Annotated in this window: 17 protein-coding genes and 1 rRNA gene; 3 read left to right on the top strand and 15 right to left on the bottom strand. The window is 44.4% G+C overall.

Features of this window, described 5'->3' with window-relative positions:
• Positions 1 to 5 precede the first annotated feature (5 nt).
• A complete protein-coding gene (locus ACLSSO_RS08210; RefSeq protein WP_413944645.1) occupies positions 6 to 827 on the top strand; it encodes a 2,3,4,5-tetrahydropyridine-2,6-dicarboxylate N-succinyltransferase in 822 nt (273 codons plus the stop codon).
• On the opposite strand, the gene ACLSSO_RS08205 is transcribed toward ACLSSO_RS08210, so the two are convergent.
• From ACLSSO_RS08205 to ACLSSO_RS08170, 8 genes are all read right to left on the bottom strand, one after another.
• Positions 828 to 2,024 carry an FtsX-like permease family protein gene (locus ACLSSO_RS08205; protein WP_413944644.1) on the bottom strand — a complete coding sequence of 399 codons (1,197 nt, stop codon included), beginning with the start codon at positions 2,022 to 2,024 and terminating at the stop codon, positions 828 to 830.
• A 96-nt stretch (positions 2,025 to 2,120) separates the two neighbouring features.
• A complete protein-coding gene (locus ACLSSO_RS08200; RefSeq protein WP_413944643.1) occupies positions 2,121 to 3,077 on the bottom strand; it encodes an MlaD family protein in 957 nt (318 codons plus the stop codon).
• Entirely contained in the window at positions 3,074 to 3,784 is a 711-nt protein-coding gene (locus tag ACLSSO_RS08195; RefSeq protein WP_295903524.1) for a cell division ATP-binding protein FtsE, read from the bottom strand. Before ACLSSO_RS08195 ends, ACLSSO_RS08200 begins: the two co-directional genes overlap by 4 nt.
• Positions 3,784 to 4,608 (bottom strand): MlaE family ABC transporter permease, encoded by an 825-nt coding sequence (locus tag ACLSSO_RS08190; RefSeq protein ID WP_295903527.1) that lies wholly within the window; start codon positions 4,606 to 4,608, stop codon positions 3,784 to 3,786. Before ACLSSO_RS08190 ends, ACLSSO_RS08195 begins: the two co-directional genes overlap by 1 nt.
• A gap of 72 nt (positions 4,609 to 4,680) precedes the next feature.
• Complete coding sequence (locus ACLSSO_RS08185) at positions 4,681 to 5,274, bottom strand: YdcF family protein (RefSeq protein ID WP_295903529.1); 594 nt, start codon at positions 5,272 to 5,274, stop codon at positions 4,681 to 4,683.
• Complete coding sequence (locus ACLSSO_RS08180; protein WP_413944642.1) at positions 5,243 to 5,620, bottom strand: RidA family protein; 378 nt, start codon at positions 5,618 to 5,620, stop codon at positions 5,243 to 5,245. The genes ACLSSO_RS08185 and ACLSSO_RS08180 overlap by 32 nt, the downstream gene beginning before the upstream one ends.
• A 12-nt stretch (positions 5,621 to 5,632) precedes the next feature.
• Positions 5,633 to 6,121, bottom strand: a complete 489-nt coding sequence (locus ACLSSO_RS08175; protein WP_295903535.1) for an organic solvent tolerance protein — start codon at positions 6,119 to 6,121, stop codon at positions 5,633 to 5,635.
• Positions 6,122 to 6,217: 96 nt separating this feature from the next.
• Positions 6,218 to 7,585, bottom strand: a complete 1,368-nt coding sequence (locus ACLSSO_RS08170) for a hypothetical protein (RefSeq protein ID WP_413944641.1) — start codon at positions 7,583 to 7,585, stop codon at positions 6,218 to 6,220.
• Positions 7,586 to 7,701: 116 nt separating this feature from the next.
• Here ACLSSO_RS08170 and ACLSSO_RS08165 point away from each other — a divergent pair, with 116 nt between their 5' ends.
• The gene (locus tag ACLSSO_RS08165) at positions 7,702 to 8,340 is read left to right on the top strand and encodes a hypothetical protein (protein ID WP_413944640.1); all 639 of its coding nucleotides are present in this window, start codon (positions 7,702 to 7,704) and stop codon (positions 8,338 to 8,340) included.
• Positions 8,341 to 8,342: 2 nt separating this feature from the next.
• Here the strand turns inward: ACLSSO_RS08165 and ACLSSO_RS08160 are convergent, their stop codons facing one another.
• From ACLSSO_RS08160 to kdpA, 5 genes are read right to left on the bottom strand one after another with little or no spacing between them, the layout of a single operon-like run.
• On the bottom strand, positions 8,343 to 9,035 hold the full coding sequence (locus ACLSSO_RS08160; RefSeq protein ID WP_413944639.1) for a response regulator: 693 nt from the start codon (positions 9,033 to 9,035) through the stop codon (positions 8,343 to 8,345).
• The gene (locus tag ACLSSO_RS08155) at positions 9,032 to 11,713 is read right to left on the bottom strand and encodes a sensor histidine kinase (protein WP_295903545.1); all 2,682 of its coding nucleotides are present in this window, start codon (positions 11,711 to 11,713) and stop codon (positions 9,032 to 9,034) included. The genes ACLSSO_RS08160 and ACLSSO_RS08155 overlap by 4 nt, the downstream gene beginning before the upstream one ends.
• Entirely contained in the window at positions 11,710 to 12,249 is a 540-nt protein-coding gene (gene kdpC, locus ACLSSO_RS08150) for a K(+)-transporting ATPase subunit C (RefSeq protein ID WP_413944638.1), read from the bottom strand. The genes ACLSSO_RS08155 and kdpC overlap by 4 nt, the downstream gene beginning before the upstream one ends.
• Entirely contained in the window at positions 12,246 to 14,333 is a 2,088-nt protein-coding gene (gene kdpB, locus ACLSSO_RS08145) for a potassium-transporting ATPase subunit KdpB (RefSeq protein ID WP_413944637.1), read from the bottom strand. Before kdpB ends, kdpC begins: the two co-directional genes overlap by 4 nt.
• Positions 14,334 to 14,341: 8 nt before the next feature.
• Positions 14,342 to 16,033, bottom strand: a complete 1,692-nt coding sequence (kdpA, locus tag ACLSSO_RS08140) for a potassium-transporting ATPase subunit KdpA (RefSeq protein ID WP_413944636.1) — start codon at positions 16,031 to 16,033, stop codon at positions 14,342 to 14,344.
• A 172-nt stretch (positions 16,034 to 16,205) separates the two neighbouring features.
• On the opposite strand from kdpA, the gene ACLSSO_RS08135 reads away from it, so the two are divergent.
• Entirely contained in the window at positions 16,206 to 16,820 is a 615-nt protein-coding gene (locus ACLSSO_RS08135; RefSeq protein ID WP_413944635.1) for an NADPH-dependent FMN reductase, read from the top strand.
• Positions 16,821 to 16,854: 34 nt separating this feature from the next.
• Here ACLSSO_RS08135 and ACLSSO_RS08130 read toward each other — a convergent pair whose 3' ends face one another.
• Both ACLSSO_RS08130 and rrf read right to left on the bottom strand, forming a co-directional pair.
• Positions 16,855 to 17,271, bottom strand: coding sequence for a DMT family transporter (locus ACLSSO_RS08130; RefSeq protein ID WP_295903557.1), 417 nt, complete (start codon positions 17,269 to 17,271; stop codon positions 16,855 to 16,857).
• Between the two features lie 587 nt (positions 17,272 to 17,858).
• Positions 17,859 to 17,975: ribosomal RNA gene (gene rrf / locus ACLSSO_RS08125) — 5S ribosomal RNA — on the bottom strand.
• Between the last annotated feature and the right edge of the window lie 149 nt (positions 17,976 to 18,124).

The raw sequence follows: 18,124 nt of genomic DNA, 5'->3' as shown, positions 1-18,124 counted from the left end.
AGTTTATGCAAAATGAAGTGAATCAAATCTATTCAGACGTTCAAGGCGGAAAGACCGTCGACTTACTTACTACGAATGAACTGAAAGCCGTTTTTGAAACAATTGAAGGTTTGGATGCAGGACGCTTGCGTGTCTGCGAAAAAAAATCCGAAGGCTGGATCACTCACGAATGGATTAAAAAAGCGATCTTGCTTTACTTCCGCATTCAGAAAATGGACGTGATGAAAGCCGGCGATTTTACTTATTTTGATAAAATCCCTGTCAAACAATGGAGCGAAGAAGATGGCGTGCGCGTTGTTCCGCATGCTTTAGCTCGTAAAGGTTCGTTTATTGAAAAAGGTGCGATCCTCATGCCTTCTTACGTGAACATCGGTGCTTACGTGGGCTCGGGCACAATGGTCGACACATGGGCGACAGTCGGCTCTTGCGCGCAGATTGGTAAAAACGTGCATCTTTCTGGCGGTGTCGGTATCGGTGGCGTTCTTGAACCTGTGCAAGCAAGTCCTGTGATTGTCGAAGATAATGCCTTTATCGGCAGCCGTTGCATCGTTGTTGAAGGCGCGGTGATTGAAGAAGGGGCGGTTCTTGGCGCAGGCGTGACTATCACAGCCAGTACAAAAATTATCGATGTTACAGGCTCTTCTCCTGTTGAATACAAAGGTCGCGTGCCTGCCAACTGTGTTGTGATTCCTGGAACACAAATGAAAGATTTTGCAGCAGGAAAATACGGCGTACCTTGTGCGTTGATCATTGGAAAAAGAAAACCAAGCACAGATCTAAAGACATCTTTGACAGACGCTCTTCGCGACTATCAAGTAAGCGTTTAATTATTTCATTCTAAGAGCATCGGAAGGTTTTACTTCCGATGCGGTTCTTGCCGGAAGATAAGAACCAAACCACGCAATCAAAGCACTGACGACTAAGACACCAAAAACCAGGCTGTAATCGACCAGGGCTGGCAAGGATGGATCGTAATAAATTTCAGACGAAATTAATTTGAGCGGATGAGCTTGAATATAAAGACTCAATCCCGTTCCGACGATCACCCCGGTTAAAACTCCCACGGATGCTAAAAGAAATCCCAAAAGCGTGAACGTACGTACCGTTTGTTTCCCTGAAAAACCAATCGTGCGCAAAATCGCAATGTCTCTTCTTTTCTGAGACAACAAAAGAGCCAACACCGTTAAAATAGAACTTGCCGCGATAATTCCTGCAAGTCCCAAAAATGTTCCAATAGTCAGTTTTTCCAATTTAAGCGCATACAACAAGGCTGAGTTGCGATCCATCCACGTTTCCACACTCACGTCAGAAAACTTAAGCAGATCTTCTTTCACGCTTTCAACTTTGCTTTCGTCCGCGAGCCACACTTCAATACCCAGCTTGCGCATACCTTCATTGACTAAAGAATTTAAAGTCTTCTCTCTTTGATAAAAGATATACTGCGAATCCACGTCCGGAAGACTCGTCGTCACGATACGTTTGATTTTAACTCTTTCAAACTTAGGTGTTTCTCCAGGAGGCAATAACAAACCCGACGGCGCCACCAACGTCACATAATCGCCTTCAAAAACGCCTAGAGACTGTGCCAAATCAACACCCATGATCACTTCACCGGTCTCTGGCACATCATGAGGATCCCAGAAATACGCAGGAGAATCTTTGTCTTGATTCTTTTTTTCCATTTTTTGAAGCTGTTCGATGAAGTACCCGAGACTGTCCTTCGTCACCCCCCGTGCCACACCTCCGCGGAATTGGCCGTCTTGACTGCGAATGATCACATCTTGGGTTTCGTAAACGTAGGCTTTGTTTTCGGGCTCTTCCTTCAAGCGCTGAAACACAGGATGCGCTTCAAGACCTGCCGCCGTAGAAATTCCTGAAGCCTGAACGTAAAGATGAGGCTCTAGTCCTAAAATGCGTTTTTTAATAGACGCATTCATCCCGTTCATCACAAAAAGAACGACAAGAAAGGCTGTCACACTGATCGAGATTCCAATCAACGAAAGCCAGGAGATTCTGCGAATCAAAGCCCCAGCTCTTTTAGAGAAAATAAAATGACGGAATAAATGACCGACTAACACCCCCTTATCATAGAATTTTCAAAGGGGGATTCAAGACTTTTTTTACTTACTGTTGGCTGGAAGGCGCTCTGTGCCTTCTTCTTCTTTAACTTCACGCACACTTCCACGCATGAAGAAACTCTTTTGCATTGCTTTTAGGACAACCACTGTTTCATTCAACGCTTGGACTAAGCGAACACTAGCACCTGGGAGTTCAGGCTCAACGGCTTGCATTGCAGGCCCTAAAGCTTTTGTCACAGTCGCCAAGTTTTGTGTCATCGTTGCAAGGTCTTTGGCAAGATCCGGATTTTGCTCATTGAGTTCAGGCAAAATCTTATTGATCTCTTTTGTCGTGATCGCCAAGTTCCCCATGAGTTTTTGCACGCCATCATCATGCGTCGCCTGTTTGGAAAGTTTGATTACTTCCACAGACATCGTATTTAGATTTTTCACCAAAGGATCGAGCCTATCGATCACGCGAACCAGACTCTCTGCACGGCTTTTATCCGCAAAAGCATCCATAATGACTTGCATACTCTCTAAGATACCACCCAATTTCGAGAGGTAAGAGTTCATGTTTTTACCGCTCATGAGAGTCATCAAATCCACTGTTTCAAGAGATTTCACCGCACTCTGCGCCGGAATGACCTCAAATTGCTCAGTGCCAACAGAAAGATCCAAAACTCTTTCACCGATGATAAAAGGACGAATCAGCTGCACAGTGCTGTTTTCGCGAATTCTATTTTGGAATTTTCCCAAAACATAAAATCCCACGCGGACTCTGTTATCACTTTCCAGTTCTACAGTTTCAACAGCGCCCGCACGAAGACCCGACATCTGAACCAGAGTTCCCTGATGAATTCCATCGGCATTTTCGAAAGTTGTCGTATAGCGAACCTTAGGCTCAAACCAGCCTTGTTTGATGGCGGCACTCAACGCCGTGAGGATCAATCCAAGAATAGCGAGCATCACGAACAATCCAGCGACTCTTTCAAATTTATTGAACTTCACCTTCATCATAGATGAACAACTCTTTTCTCAGGATCTACAGCTTGATAGTATAGCTGACCTTCATCCAAGTGAATAATTTGATAAGCAAACAGATTCATGAATTTTTCATCATAAGAACTAATGAAAACATGATTAAAGAAACCTTCTTTGCGAAGTTTATGGACGTGATCGACAAAGAGATAAACGCTGTCCTGCCCTAAACCCACACTCGGATCATCCAGCAAAAGAACTTGCGGACGCATCACCAAAGCACGCATTAAACAAGTCAACTTACGCACACGACCCGGCACATGCGCTGGTCTTTCATGAGCGAATTTTTCAACACCAAATTCCTTAAACATGCTTTCAACACGTTCTTTGGCTTCTGCCGGCGTTACGACTTTATGATAAAGAAGAGGCAACATCAGATTATCAAACAACGTGCGATTGTTAATCAAACCGCCGTAATCAAACGAATAACCGATTTGCAAACGATACGGCAAAAACTCTTCAAACGACATGTCGACAACGTTTTCACCGTTAATCAAATACTTTCCCGACTGAGGAATTTGTAAACCCGCAAGAATTTGCAAAAGCGAACTTTTGCCAGCACCCTCTTCGGCTTTCACCCATAAAATTTCATTCATAGGGAAATCAAATTCAACATTTTGAACAATCGGATCCTGTCCGTCATGAGTGAACGATACACCTTCAAACTTAAGATTCTCGATTTTCATTAGACCACCCCTAAAGTGCGAAGTTGATTTAGATAAAACAAAGCTGAAATCATTAAATTAAAAATAACGACGAAAATAATACTGTTCACCACAGCCTGAGTTGTGACCTGGGGAACTTCGTGCGGACTGCGTTTCACAGAGAGTCCTTGAAAACAAGAAACAACGAAAATAATCATGCCGCTAAAACCGTTTTTAAGAAGGAAAATCAAAACGTCTTCTTTAGCAAAAGCCTTCATCAAAGAATCCGTATAAAACGTAAATGGCATGTCTTGCACAAATCGAGTGACAAGAAAGCCACCGATTAAGGCAATGACATTAAAGTAAAAGGCCAACCCTAAAACACTGATGATTCCGCCGATAACTCGAGGGAAAACGATGAAACTCAAGGGATTAATCCCCATGCTTTCAAGAGCTTCAATTTCTCTATTCGCCCGCATATTTCCGACCTCGGAAGCCACCGCAGTTCCGGAACGCGCAATCACCACCAAAGCCACAAGCAATGGGCCCGCTTCACGCAGAACCATCACGATCAGAAAGCTCCCGATCATTTGTGTCCCGCCTAAAAGACTTAAGTTCGATAATGACTGCAGAATCATGATAGATCCCACACCGAGAGCTAAAACAGAAATCAAAGGAAGAGCTTGCCAGCCTGTAAAATAAATCTGTGCGGAAATGACGCCAAAGATCTGTCGAAATCCTTGCGCTTTATCTAAAACCGTCGCACGAAGAGAAAGATAGACCATCAAGAGGACACGTGCCGTGTACTCCACATTCTTTGTAACAAATCTTCCTAGCGAATCTATCTGCGCCAGTAAAGAAGTCATGATAAGTCCCTCGATTTCTCTAAGGACTTATCGGAAATACGTACAAAAATGCGATTAGATCAAGGTCCTGATTTAGTAAGCCCAAAGAGAGTAAAACAGGGATTTTAAAGCTTCAAAGTTCGTCTCCCAGACGGAAGACTCGTATCGACCACCCACAATGGAGTGTTTTTGAATGTAGATGTTTTCAGGAAACGTCGCCCGAAAAGTTTGGTAAGAGCGATACATATGAAGACGTGACGTCACCAATAAAATATCCCGACACTTCAATGCCTCCACAATAGGAAGACTTTGTTGGGCATTGCCGTAGGTTGTTTCAGAGCGACGATCTAAGACAACGTCATTCTCAGAAAGATTTCCATAAAAAGACCACACAGGCATAATTTCACGAAGTCGTGCGTTGGAGTAAACGCCAGAGATAATCAACTTCTTTACATTTTGGTTGGCGAGAAGATCAAAACCTTCTCGCACTCTGCCCGCGCCCCCGGTCAACACCACAGCACAATCCGCTGTCGGTGTTTTCAACCAGGACTGCACCGTCTCTTTTTGGACTTTTTGGTATTCATCGTAAAAACGATAAACCACAACACCGCTTAAAAGCAGCAAAGCCCAAAAAGATTTCGATCGCAGCAAAGACTTAGCGATGCGCAATGACTTCGATCTCCACACTAACACCTTTTGGAAGTCCTGCTACAGCGACAGTGGAACGTGCTGGAGGAGCTTCTTTAAATGCCTTTGCATAAACTTCATTCACTGTCACAAAGTCACTCATATTCGTGATGAAGATTGTTGTCTTAATGATGTTGCCGAAATTCATACCCGCCGCAGAAAGAACAGCGTCGATGTTTCTCATCACCATCTCAGTTTGCGTTCTAATATCACCGGTAAAAACCTCGTTTGTCTTTGGATCAATAGAGATTTGACCAGAGCAAAACAAAAAATCGCCCATTTGCACAGCTTGAGAATAAGGACCAACCGCTTTAGGAGCATTGTCTGTGTGAATAACTTTTTTCATGTAAAACCTCTCTTAGAAATAAAAAATAATACCAGCGTTAAACGGACCATCGGCAATAGTTCTGAAGCGAACATTGTCAGCCGAAATCACGCCCACGCCACCTTCAAATGTGAAAGCCAATGAATCCAAACCAGTAAAGAAGAACTCTCCGCCAAAAAGAGCGTTCAATTCAAAACCAGATTCTTTGTCGCCTGCTGTTTCAAAGTTCACAAGTCCTACTGAGCCGCCCATGTAGAAGTTCATATTGTCTTCTTTGAAAACCACACGACGCACACCTGCATTGAAAGAGAACTTTGAATAATCTTTTTGCGTGTCTATCCCCAAGCCACCCGTCACGGAAAGATCCGGTGCAAAGTGATAAACTGCCGCAAGTTCCGGCAAATCCAAAGAAGTGTTTTTCTTTACACCCACTCCTAAACGGTTGGACAATTCCTTAGCTTCTACACTTCCCGCCAATGCCATCAAGCAAAAGGAGAGCGCTACTGCCATCTTTTTAAGCATTTTGACTCCTCATTTCTATTTTTTAAAGCCACTTTATTAAATGCAAAACGCGGAGAGCGCGCAAAAGGATTCTGCTTCTTACAAGAGGTGTCATTCTTAAATGAGAGACTCGGCGATGCCAGCTAAAAAGGCAGAGCTAAAATTCGTTGGCGTGGTATTTTCAGCTTCCCAGATTTTTTCTTTTAGAAAACGGAAGCCCACACCCGTTTGCTTCATCGTGGTTAAAACACCCTGATCAATTTTTTCTGCAAAGAGGACAAACTGGGCCTCAACCGGAAGTTTGTCGGCGGGAACTTGATTGGGGAACCCTTTTTGATCCGCACGCTCGTGCGTGCACACTAAAACAGTCTTAACAGATTCTTCCAAAGGAATTTTTTTAATCAGACAGCGATTCAAAGACAGCAAGGGATGTTTTTGATAGCTGTTTTCTTCATCCAAAGTTTTTTTGTCGTCGTCAAGATAGTACTTTCGAGTGACACTTTCTTGTAAATCATAAAGCCCCACATCCGTAAGAAGTCCTGACAAGAAAGCCGTCATCGGATCACCTTGCCCGGACTTAATCGACATCAGTGCAGCGTAGGTAGCAATCCATGGTGAGCGCCAGTAGGAACTCAACTCACTATCAACGGCTTCACGAAACACATCCCACAGATTTTCTTCACTGCGCATGATTGTAAAAAGCTCTTCGCCCACTTTTTTTAAATTTTGATAAGCTTCAACCGCAACACTTTCACCGGACGCTTTAAAGTCAAAAAGAATGTTTTCATTCAAATGCAAAGAATAATAACAAACAGCCAAAAACAAAGCCCGCGCCCGTTTTTTAAGAGCCGCGCCTGAAGTGTCATAGTAATTATTAATGTACTGAAGATACTTTTCGCTGTCCTTCATCTGGATAAAAAGACCCTCGGCCTTTCCAAGACGTGCAAATCGGTCATCCGACAACACGATGTTACTATACACCACGGCCAAATATCTTTGATTGAGTTCCAAACGAATAAACGCCGGGAACACCATTGTCGTCATAGGAAATAAATCTGTGACTTGAATTTCAAAATATTGCGAGCGACAACGATACAGACAGAGATATTCAAACTTCAGCGTCGAAAAAAATTCGGCCTGCGAAAGAGGCGTGATACGAGGATTTTGACTTTCCAAGTTTTCTTTTGAAAACGCCGTCCCCATCACCGTCACGATGCGCGAACGTGGAAAAAGACGTAAAGCTTCATCCACTCTTGCTGAAAAGTCCTGAATGGATTCTTCTTTATCCTGAGATACCAACACCAATTGCGCTTTTATAAGATCACCTAAGGGACCTTGAGGAAGCTCTGAGTATGCAAGGTGACGAAACGTAAAGTGATGTGCGGACACGACTTGTTTGACGCGACTTAGGACCTCTTCTGATTGACTGAGAATCAAAAGTTCGAGTTTCTGTCTGAATAAAGAAGAAGGTCTTTTTTCGCTCATGCGCCGTTATTAAAATCTTAATGTACAGACCCTGGACTGCCAACAAAAGTTTTCCTCGTTGACATTTTGTGGTCTGGCGCAAATCCTAAATTCTACCAGTATGAGAAAGGATTTTTATGAAACTGCTTAGCGCGTCTATTGTCGCCCTTCTTTTGTCTGTAAATGCCTCTGCCGCTCTTTTAACTCCAGAAGGAGCCGGTGAAAAAGTCGAAAAAGTTTCTTTGTCCACAGGAGCAACAGCCCATGTGGAAGGTGAAGCCATAAAACTCACTTCTGTTGGTGCAGGTCTTCGTGCAAAAAAAGTTGTGTTCGTTAATGTGAAAGTGTACGTGGGCCAACTCTTTGTAGCGTCTCCTGAATCTTTCAAAAAATCAGACGCGGAAGCATTGGGTTCTTTAAAAGAGCAAAAGGCCGTAGCGGTGCAAATGCATTTCGTTCGCGATGTCGATGCTGAAAATGTTCAGAAATCTTTTAAAGAGGCCCTTAAAGTTAACAAAATTGACACCGAAGATTCTTCTGTAAAACAGTTTTTGGACTCTGTCTCTAAAGGCGGCGAAGCCAAAGAAGGAAAAGCCCTCACCGTTGTCGGCGCCCACCTAAAAGACGGAAGCGAGGCGATCTTGTATGAAACGACAGGCGGAAATGTTTCTGAAATCAAAGGCTCCACAGGTCTTATTGAGAAAATCTTTTCTATCTGGCTCGGCAAACCTTCTGATGACGGTGTAGCCCAGCTAAAAAAATCTTTCTTAAAGTAATTCTATAAATCCAGAAGCCGGTAGCCTACACCGGCTTCTGTGATAATCACTTCAGGCGTACTCTCACGCAGTTTTAATTTCTTCCTTAACGCTCCCACATAAACGCGCAGGTAATGCGTATGCTCCACCGATTGTGGCCCCCATACTTCATTAAGAAGCATGCGATGAGTGACTACTTTTCCCTTATGTTTCATAAGAACCTTTAAAATATTAAATTCTGTGGCGGTCAGCTTCACGTGCTCCCCTTCCACCGTCACCGTGTGACCGGGAAGATCGACTTTCACTGGACCACTTACCAAATCCGTCTTATCCGAAAAAGCTTGTTGCGAATGCCGCAAAGCCACTCGCATACGCACTAAAAGTTCAGGAACACTAAAAGGTTTCGTGATGTAATCATCGGCTCCGCCATCCAAGGCGTTGATTTTATCATTGTCGGAGTCCTGCACCGTTAACACGATCACGGGAACTTGCGACCATCCACGAATTTCTTTAAGAACTTCTAAGCCCGTCATATCAGGCAGACCCAAATCCAAAAGCACGAGATCAGGTCGAAGTGACGCCACCAACGACAATCCCTCACGAGCTTGAGTCGCTTCATCAACATGATAGCTATTGGCTTCAAGGCTCACCCTCAGAAGCTTACGAATAGAGGCTTCGTCATCAATGACTAGAACTCTTTTCACACCGTCTTTCATGATCCCTCCTGCAAAGCCTGAGGCGGTCTTTCGTAAGGAAGTTCAATCACAAACTCTGCACCTGTTGTTTCCCGCCTGTTCTGAGCATAAACGCGACCACCATGGGCTTCAACAAGAGCTTTCACGATAGCAAGGCCTAACCCCACTCCGCCTGTTGCGCTTCCTGGCACCCGATAAAAAGCTTCAAAAATCTGCTGCAAGCTTTGCGAGGGAATTCCAGGACCTTGATCTTTCACTCTTAAGAAAATCTTTTTATCTTCCTGCTCTAATTCCAAAGAAATTTCCGTCTCTGGCGGAGCATAGCGAACTGCATTGCTCAGAAGATTTAATAACACATGCTCAAAAAGTTTTTCATCCACCTGAGCATAGCAAGATCCTGCATCGCTCTGTATAATCAGCTTGTGGTGCGCCGCCAGTCGCCCAAGCTTTGCAGGAATGCCAGAAAGAAGATCAACGAGGTCCACCCATTCCCGTCTTAAACGCAAAGCCCCGGAATTCAGACGTGACATATCCAAAAGATTTTCGACCACCTGATTGAGTCTCAAAGAAGAATCAATGATATCTTGAACCAGTTGTTCTCGCACATTTTCCTGAGCAAAAACTTTCTTATCCATCACCGCTGAAGCCGAACCAATAATAGACGTTAACGGAGTTCGCAATTCATGAGAAACCGAGTTCAATAAAGCCTGATGCAAATTTTCAGAAGCTTCTAAGAGTTTCATTTTTTCAGATTTTTGCTGGAGTCGCATGCGATCTAAAGCCATTCCCGTCTGAGCACAAACATTTTCCAGAAAATTCTGCTGATCGAGGGACATCACCGCTTTTTCCCGTGGATAGAACAACAAAACGCCAACAGTCTTTTCTTTGGCCTTCAACGGTAAACTCAAGCAGCGCGACTCAGATAAAGTCTCTGTTTTCCATCCGGCATTTTTTCCATTTTCAAATGACCACAATGCCAATGCGAAATCTTTATCATCCACCTTAAGATCATTAAAAGACTTGCGTAACAGTTTTCCTTCTTCGTCAGCTAGAATAATTTTAATTTTTCCATTCAAAAGCCCTTCAAGACTTTGTGAAGCCGCTAAACACACATCCAGAATAGTCAGCGATGAAGAAAACTCACGGACCAACTCATAAAGACTTCGCGTGCGCTGCTCCCGTCCCTCCAGATCTTTATCACGACTGCGAATGCGCGCCGCCAAAACACCACATAAAAGTGCGACCAAGAAATAGGCCAGACACATCATAACGTCTTCGGGAGCGGAAATTGCAAATGTCATACGCGGAGGAATAAAAAAATAATTCCAGACGAGAGCACTCAAAGCTGCGGCGAAAAGAATTGGGCCTTGGCTTGCCACCAGACCGATCATCATCATCGCCATGAGATATATGAATCCAACAGAACGATAACCGACGTAAGGCGCAAGAAGACCATTTAAAAAACTAATGCCAACGATAAAACAAAACGAATACCAATACGCAACGCCTGCGGCATCAAAGCCAGGCGGCGTCCATTTCCATATCTTTCGCCGAGGTCCGTCTTCTTGACGAATGATGTGAACGTCCACAGTACTGCTTTTTCCAACAAGTTGATCTAACAAAGATCCTTGGCCTTTGAGAACTTCCCACCAATGACGTTGAGGGCGACCCATGATAATTTGCGTGACGTTGCGCTCATGCGAAATCAGACGAATGGCTTCAGCGATATTCGAATTTCGCAGAGAAATCACCTCGGCTCCCAGTTCACGGGCTAACGCAAGATTTTTGATGAGCATTGCCTGATCTTCGTCATTCAACCGGTCCCCGGTATCAATATGCAAAGCAATCCAAGGAGCTTCCAAACTGTAAGCCATGCGACGAGTCGCCCGAATCAGTCTTCCCGAATAGGGACTGTGACTGACGGCCACAAGCAAACGTTCTTGTGTATTCCAAGGTCCCACGATTTGCTGTACGACCATTTGATCTTGCAAATCCTGATCAACCCTTTCTGCCGTATAGCGAAGGGCCAACTCACGCAAAGCCGTCAAATGAGTTTCGCGGAAAAAATTCTCTTCAGCCCGAACAGCCCGGTCACCTTGATAAACTTTCCCTTCCTTCATCCGCTTTAAAAGACCTTGAGCCGTAATATCAATGAGCTCAATTTGATTGGCCATATCTAAAATGGAATCAGGAATTCGCTCATTGATGCGAACACTGGTTATTTGCTGAACCAAATCCGCACGGCTTTCAATATGCTGAACATTCACGGTTGAATAAACGTCAATTCCCGCATCGAGAAGTTCAATGACATCTTGATAACGTTTAGGATGTCGTGAACCCGGAACATTGGTGTGAGCCAACTCATCAACTAAAACAATTTTAGGCTTTCTTCGTAAGATCGCATCGATATCCATTTCTTCAAGAACCGTGTCTTTATAAATGATTTTTCGACGAGGAATTACTTCTAATCCCGCAAGAAGCTCTTCTGTCTCCTTACGCCCATGAGTTTCGACCACCCCAACAACAAGATCCGCACCCTGACGGACTTGTTCAATAGCGGCTTTTAACATCGCATAAGTTTTTCCGACCCCAGGACACATCCCAAAGAAAATGCGAAAATGACCTCGGTCTTTTTTCTCTTCTTCTTTCTTGATCCCCTCCAGAATCCGATCGGGATTGGGACGATAGTCATCACTCATAATTGCTTATCCAAGGCGAGATTGAGTTTTAGTACGTTCACCCTTTTTTCGCCGAGAAGGCCTCCTTGACGACCTTCAGTGTAATCCTCTATCAGCTTTTCAACTAGCACTGTTTGTTCTTGCGACAACTTGCGTTCTTGAACAATGCGTTGCACTTGATCCTTCGCAGCTTCAGGTGAAATATGCGGGTCCAACCCGCTCCCTGAAGTAAATAACATCTCATGGCTCAACCCTTGAGCTTTTCTTTGCAGCACAGCTTTTTTTAAGTTTTCACTCGTAGGAGAGGCATTAGAAGCTCCTGATGCCACTGTGGCATAATCACCTGCCGAAGGACGCGGCCAAAAATATTTGGGATTTACAAACTTTTGCGCAATCAACTCTGACCCCACGGGACGTCCCTCCTTTTCAAGAAGGGACCCATTGGCTTTATAAGAAAAAAACAGCTGCCCCACACCCGTCACCGCTAAGGGATAAAGCACACCGGTCATCAAACTGAGAACGATAAATATCTTGATAGAAATAATGAAGTTTTTCATTGGACCAACCCCATACTCACAATGAGCACATCAATAATTTTAATTCCGATAAAGGGAACGATCATTCCCCCCAAACCATAGATCACTAAATTGCGTTGCAAGATAAGATTCGCCCCCATTGCACGATACTTCACTCCACGTAAAGCCAACGGCACCAACGCAATAATAATTAAGGCGTTAAAAATGACAGCACTCAATACTGCACTTTGCGGAGATTTTAATTCCATCACATTCAACGCCCCCAAAGGACCCGTGAGGCCGCCGTTGACGGCATAGAGCCCGGCAAACATCGCTGGAATAATCGCAAAATATTTTGCAACGTCATTGGCAATGCTAAATGTCGTGAGAGATCCGCGTGTCATCAGCAACTGCTTTCCGGTCTCGACAATTTCAATAAGCTTTGTAGGATTGGAATCCAGATCCACCATATTCCCCGCTTCACGAGCCGCTTGCGTTCCCGTATTCATCGCGACACCGACATCCGCTTGAGCCAGCGCTGGAGCATCGTTTGTTCCATCACCCGTCATGGCCACCAGATGACCTTTGGACTGCTCTTCACGAATTCTTTGCAGTTTTGTTTCTGGAGTGGCCTGTGCGATATAATCATCAACACCTGCTTCCGCTGCAATCGCCGCCGCCGTTAACGGATTATCTCCTGTGACCATCACGGTGCGAATTCCCATACGACGAAGCTCAGCAAAACGTTCGCGAATCCCACCTTTTACGATGTCTTTAAGATGAATCACTCCTAAAACATGACTATCCTCGCACACAACCAGAGGTGTTCCGCCTTGGCGTGCAATCGTCTCAACGGAGTGTTTGATCTCAGATGGAAAATGTCCCCCCAAAGACTCTACGTGTTTTTGAATGGCATCCCCGGCTCCCTTACGCAAAGATCTCATTCCCGCAGAGCTGTGAATATCAATGCCGCTCATTCGAGTTTGCGCTGTAAAGGGAACAAACTGAGCATGATGAGGATCTAAATTCTGGGCGCGCAGAGAAAATTTTTGTTTCGCCAAAACCACAATCGAGCGCCCTTCAGGAGTTTCATCACTCAAAGAAGCTAACTGAGAAGCTTCAGCCAAGGCTTCCAAACTCACACCGGGAGCCGCAATAAAATCGCTGGCCATACGATTTCCTAACGTGATCGTTCCGGTTTTATCTAACATCAAAACGTCAATATCTCCGGCCGCTTCCACAGCACGTCCACTTTTTGCAATCACGTTTTTCCGAATAAGACGATCCATACCGCTAATGCCAATCGCGCTTAAAAGTCCACCGATGGTCGTGGGAATTAGACAAACTAATAACGCAATTAAAACAGGAACCGTCACAACGTGCGATAAATCCTGGCCCGCAGCTTTTGCCGAGTAGTCAGCAAAGAACTTCAAAGTAACCACGGCCAGCATAAATACCAACGTTAAAGACACCAGCAAAATCCCCAAGGCAATTTCATTCGGAGTCTTTTGTCGTTTGGCTCCCTCAACCAGACTGATCATACGATCTAAAAAGCTATGACCTGGATCTGCTGTGATACGAATAATAATTTTATCGCTGATCACGCGCGTTCCTCCGGTCACTGCACTACGATCGCCTCCGGCTTCACGCACGACCGGCGCTGATTCACCAGTAATCGCGGATTCATCCACGGTCGCAATTCCTTCTATGATTTCTCCGTCACCTGGGATCACGTCACCGGCCTCACAAACAACACTATCACCTTTTCGCAATGACAACGATACAATGCTTTCTTCTTTACCATTCAAAAGCTTACGGGCCATTGTATGAGATCGTGTTTTCTTCATCGACTCAGCCTGGGCTTTTCCACGCCCTTCCGCCAAGGCCTCAGAAAAATTCGCAAACAAAACGGTGAACCAAAGCCATAAAGCCAGCTGCAATTCAAAACTAAAACTGTTTCCTGAAGTCATTCTCTGAATAACAACCAAGGTTACAACCAAAGCTCCTAACCACGTGATCATCATAACAGGATTTTTATATTGCACTCGCGGATCAAGTTTGACGAAACTATCTTTGAAAGCTTGTTTAACAATGGATTTATCTGAAAAAGTGGATGATGAACTCATAAAAACTCCTACTGCCCTCTCAACATCAATAAGTGCTCTAAGATAGGCCCCAATGAAAGAGCGGGAAAGAACGTGAGTGCTCCGACAATCACAATCACGGCACAAAGAATCACAACAAACAAAACAGAATCCGTGCGAAAAGTTCCCAGCGACGGAGGAGAAAACTTTTTCTCAGCAAGACTTCCAGCTACAGCCAGCACGGGAAAAATGATGGCAAAACGGCCGATCAACATCGCTAAAGCCATAGTCACATTGTAAAAGGGAGTATTCACAGTCAAACTTCCGAACGCACTTCCGTTATTGGCTGCTCCTGACGTGTAAGCATAAAGAACTTCACTAAGACCGTGAGGTCCCTGATGACCGAGCCCGGCGAGTCCCTGAGGAATACGGATCGCCACCGCGCTCAATATTAAAATCGTCACACAGGGTGCGAGAACACCAATGACAATCCAAATAATTTCTTTGGCTTCAATTTTTTTACCCAAATACTCTGGCGTGCGCCCGACCATCAAACCTGAGATAAAAACTGTGAGAATCACGAACAAAAGCATGCCGTACATGCCTGCACCTACGCCGCCAAACACCACTTCGCCTAACATCATATTAACCATAGCAATGCCTCCGGAAAGTGGAGACAAAGAGCTATGCATCGAATTCACGGAACCGTTGGAAGCCGAAGTTGTAAGCACGGACCACAAGACACTGTTCGTAACACCGAGGCGAGTTTCTTTTCCTTCCATCAGTGCCGCTTGGCCGACGTAGGGATTCGGACTGTATTCAGACCATAACGACAGCGACAACATCACAATTAGAATGGCCATCATCGCCGAAAAAAGAACCCATCCCTGCTTTCTTGAGCCTACCATTACACCAAAGGTGTATGTGCTCGCAGCGGCCAATAGAATCAACGAAACCATCTCAAGGAAGTTACTCCAAGGAGTCGGATTCTCATAAGGGTGCGCGCTGTTGACTCCAAAGAAGCCACCGCCATTGGAACCCAATTGCTTAATCGCAATTTGCGAAGCCGCAGGTCCTTGTGGAAGAATTTGTTCTGCGCCCTCCACCGTCTTAACAGTTTTATAAGCAGAAAAGTTTTGCACAACTCCTTCGCCTACAAGAAACAAAGACAAGACAAAACTCAGAGGCAAAAGAACATGAACCGTGGCACGGGTGAGGTCCACCCAAAAGTTTCCTAAACCCGTTACCTGACGTCGGGCAATCCCGCGAGTGAACGCCAAAAAAACTCCAAATCCCGTCGCTGCGCTCACAAAGTTCTGCACGCCCAACCCCAACATTTGGGTCAAATAGCTCAGTGTATTTTCACCGGAGTATGCCTGCCAGTTCGTATTCGTGACAAAGCTCACTGCTGTGTTAAAGGCGAGATGCCATGACGTATTCGGAAATGCTTGAGGATTTAAAGGAAGTGACGCCTGCAACATCTGAAGCAGCATCACGAAAACAACTCCTATAATATTGAAACAAAGAAGCGACAAAGAATATTGCTTCCAGTCCATCTCATCATTTTCTTTAACGCCAGAAATTTTATAAGTAAGAATTTCGAGAGGGCGAAGAATTGAAGAAAGCCACGTTTTTTCCCCCTGGAAAACATGCGCCATATAACTGCCAAGAAGTGGCGTGAAAATGAGAATCGCGCCTAACGTAAGAATGACCTGAACAAGGTCCGCTGAAGTAAAGCTCATAGAAACTGTCCTTTGTATAACCGCAGTTTAGAGCTGACAGCCTCAAGGACGCATAAAATGAGAAGGGATGGATATAAAGAAAATATAAAAACATGTATTTTAAAATGAAATTTGTAATTTAGTTCCGAAAAACATGTCTGTTTATGAGAATTAAGTGAAGCGAGGTGCGCCCATGAAGATCTTTCTTTTTGCAGCCTCTTTACGCCGAGGTTCTTATAACAAGAAGCTTATCCGCATCGCCGCTGAAATAGTCGAATCCATGCAGCTTCATGATGTCGAGCTTCATGAGTTCAACGAATTCCCCATGCCCATGTTTAACGGTGATATTGAAGAATTCTACGGTATTCCCGAGGGAGTTTTAAAGCTCGCAAAAAAATTTGAAGAAGCCGACGCTGTGATCATCTCCAGTCCCGAATACAACGGCAGCATGCCTGGAACTTTTAAAAACGCCATTGACTGGCTTTCGCGCTTAGACCCTGTTCCCGTCAGAAGAAAGCAGATTTGCTTGATAGGAGCCTCGCCAGGACGCCTCGGAGCCGTTCGCGGTAATATTCACGACCGCGTTCCGTTTCACATCCTCGGAGCTTTCGTTTACCCCGACTACTTCGGCGTCGCGCATGCTGACGAAGCTTTCGATGAAAACGACAAACTCAAAGACCCCAAACAACTGCAACTGCTTACAAAAATAATCAGCGATTTTATTCACTACGCTTCAAGAACAGAAACGCCATTTGATAGGCTCGGAGAGTTCTTCGAAGAACAACAAAAAAGCCAATCCCACCATTGATGATGGAATTGGCTCAATTTTCAAATTGGAGATACTAACCAGAATTTCTTTGCGGAGTAACTTCCACCGTCGAAGAAGGTTTCTGTTTAATAACTTTTGTAGCTTCAACTTTAGCCACTTGCTCTTCAGCAGGTTTTTTATCAGCGATATTCAACAAGACAACACCCGCGATAATAAGACTTGTCGCTAAAACTTTCTGCAAAGGCAGTGGTTCGTTAAACATCATAAGCCCAATAAGAGCCATCATTGCTGTTCCTACGCCGGCCCAAATTGCATAGACCATGCTGATAGGAAGTGATTTCAAAGCAACGGCGAGAGCCACAAAGCAGATTCCATGACATACCAGCGTGAGTATGATTGGAACCACCTTTGTGAATCCCTCCGAATATTTCATTGTGATTGTTCCCAATACCTCAAAGATAATGGCTGCTGCCAGATATGCGTATGCCATAAGACACCCTGTCGCATCTCGACCCTTTCTTACTGTATTCAGTTTTTTTCATCCCGTGCTCGGGCGAATCCCCGAGAGATCTTTTTTTGAATCAGTCGAAAAAAAGACTTAAAAAGCGAACAGGAAATGATTCCTGTATTTGATATATCTAGAATACCATAGCCCCTGGAAAAAAGCTCTTACGACTCGACCACATTGTTATTCACTAGTAATTTCCAATAATTAAGTGCGAGACACTGCGGGTCCAATTAGGCTATTTTTTGTTTGTTTATACATACTCTTGTTTGTTTTAATTCTCAATTTGAGACATTTCACAAACAAAAATGAAAAGGCAAATGACTCTAAGTGAACCTCTGTGCGAGACCACCATTCATAATCTTCGGCTCTCAATATTTTCTTCTTGGAGTCTTTGAACTTTGCCGAAGAGGTCAACGGAGAATGATACAACAAACCACGCTATTAATGTCAGATGAACCAAGAAACTCGTGACAAGATCAATCTCAAATTGACGGAGAACAATTATCCGAAACGGATTTAGGCAAAAAAAAACCCGGATTACTATCGTAACCCGGGTTCAAGTAAAATAGAGCTGGCGTCGTGCTACTCTCCCACACGGTCGCCCGTGCAATACCATCGCCGCAAGAGGACTTAACTTCTGAGTTCGGAATGGGATCAGGTGTGGCCCCTCTGCTATAAACACCAGCAAAGCGTTTATTAATCAAAGTGGAAGTGTTTTATACTTCCTTCGTTCTTTTTGCAACTTTCTACCAATCCAAATGGAGAAGTTACTTCTTTTATCATTACAACTGAATGATTGATTTAGCTGATTTTTAGCGACCTTATACACTCTGAT

It is taken from the genome of Bdellovibrio sp. HCB-162 (assembly GCF_047344985.1).
GTDB lineage: Bacteria > Bdellovibrionota > Bdellovibrionia > Bdellovibrionales > Bdellovibrionaceae > Bdellovibrio.
Note: the sequence above shows the minus strand (reverse complement) of the source record. Positions and strands in the feature narration are given on the sequence as shown.

Bases quoted from the DNA above. Each gene is read 5' to 3' on its own strand.
- ACLSSO_RS08180 (WP_413944642.1), bottom strand. From the start codon at position 5,620: ATGAAAAAAGTTATTCACACAGACAATGCTCCTAAAGCGGTTGGTCCT.
- ACLSSO_RS08165 (WP_413944640.1), top strand. From the start codon at position 7,702: ATGAAACTGCTTAGCGCGTCTATTGTCGCCCTTCTTTTGTCTGTAAAT.
- ACLSSO_RS08200 (WP_413944643.1), bottom strand. From the start codon at position 3,077: ATGATGAAGGTGAAGTTCAATAAATTTGAAAGAGTCGCTGGATTGTTC.
- kdpC (WP_413944638.1), bottom strand. From the start codon at position 12,249: ATGAAAAACTTCATTATTTCTATCAAGATATTTATCGTTCTCAGTTTG.
- kdpA (WP_413944636.1), bottom strand. From the start codon at position 16,033: ATGAGCTTTACTTCAGCGGACCTTGTTCAGGTCATTCTTACGTTAGGC.
- ACLSSO_RS08175 (WP_295903535.1), bottom strand. From the start codon at position 6,121: ATGCTTAAAAAGATGGCAGTAGCGCTCTCCTTTTGCTTGATGGCATTG.
- ACLSSO_RS08210 (WP_413944645.1), top strand. From the start codon at position 6: ATGCAAAATGAAGTGAATCAAATCTATTCAGACGTTCAAGGCGGAAAG.
- ACLSSO_RS08190 (WP_295903527.1), bottom strand. From the start codon at position 4,608: ATGACTTCTTTACTGGCGCAGATAGATTCGCTAGGAAGATTTGTTACA.
- ACLSSO_RS08170 (WP_413944641.1), bottom strand. From the start codon at position 7,585: ATGAGCGAAAAAAGACCTTCTTCTTTATTCAGACAGAAACTCGAACTT.
- ACLSSO_RS08155 (WP_295903545.1), bottom strand. From the start codon at position 11,713: ATGAGTGATGACTATCGTCCCAATCCCGATCGGATTCTGGAGGGGATC.
- ACLSSO_RS08195 (WP_295903524.1), bottom strand. From the start codon at position 3,784: ATGAAAATCGAGAATCTTAAGTTTGAAGGTGTATCGTTCACTCATGAC.
- kdpB (WP_413944637.1), bottom strand. From the start codon at position 14,333: ATGAGTTCATCATCCACTTTTTCAGATAAATCCATTGTTAAACAAGCT.
- ACLSSO_RS08160 (WP_413944639.1), bottom strand. From the start codon at position 9,035: ATGAAAGACGGTGTGAAAAGAGTTCTAGTCATTGATGACGAAGCCTCT.
- ACLSSO_RS08135 (WP_413944635.1), top strand. From the start codon at position 16,206: ATGAAGATCTTTCTTTTTGCAGCCTCTTTACGCCGAGGTTCTTATAAC.
- ACLSSO_RS08130 (WP_295903557.1), bottom strand. From the start codon at position 17,271: ATGGCATACGCATATCTGGCAGCAGCCATTATCTTTGAGGTATTGGGA.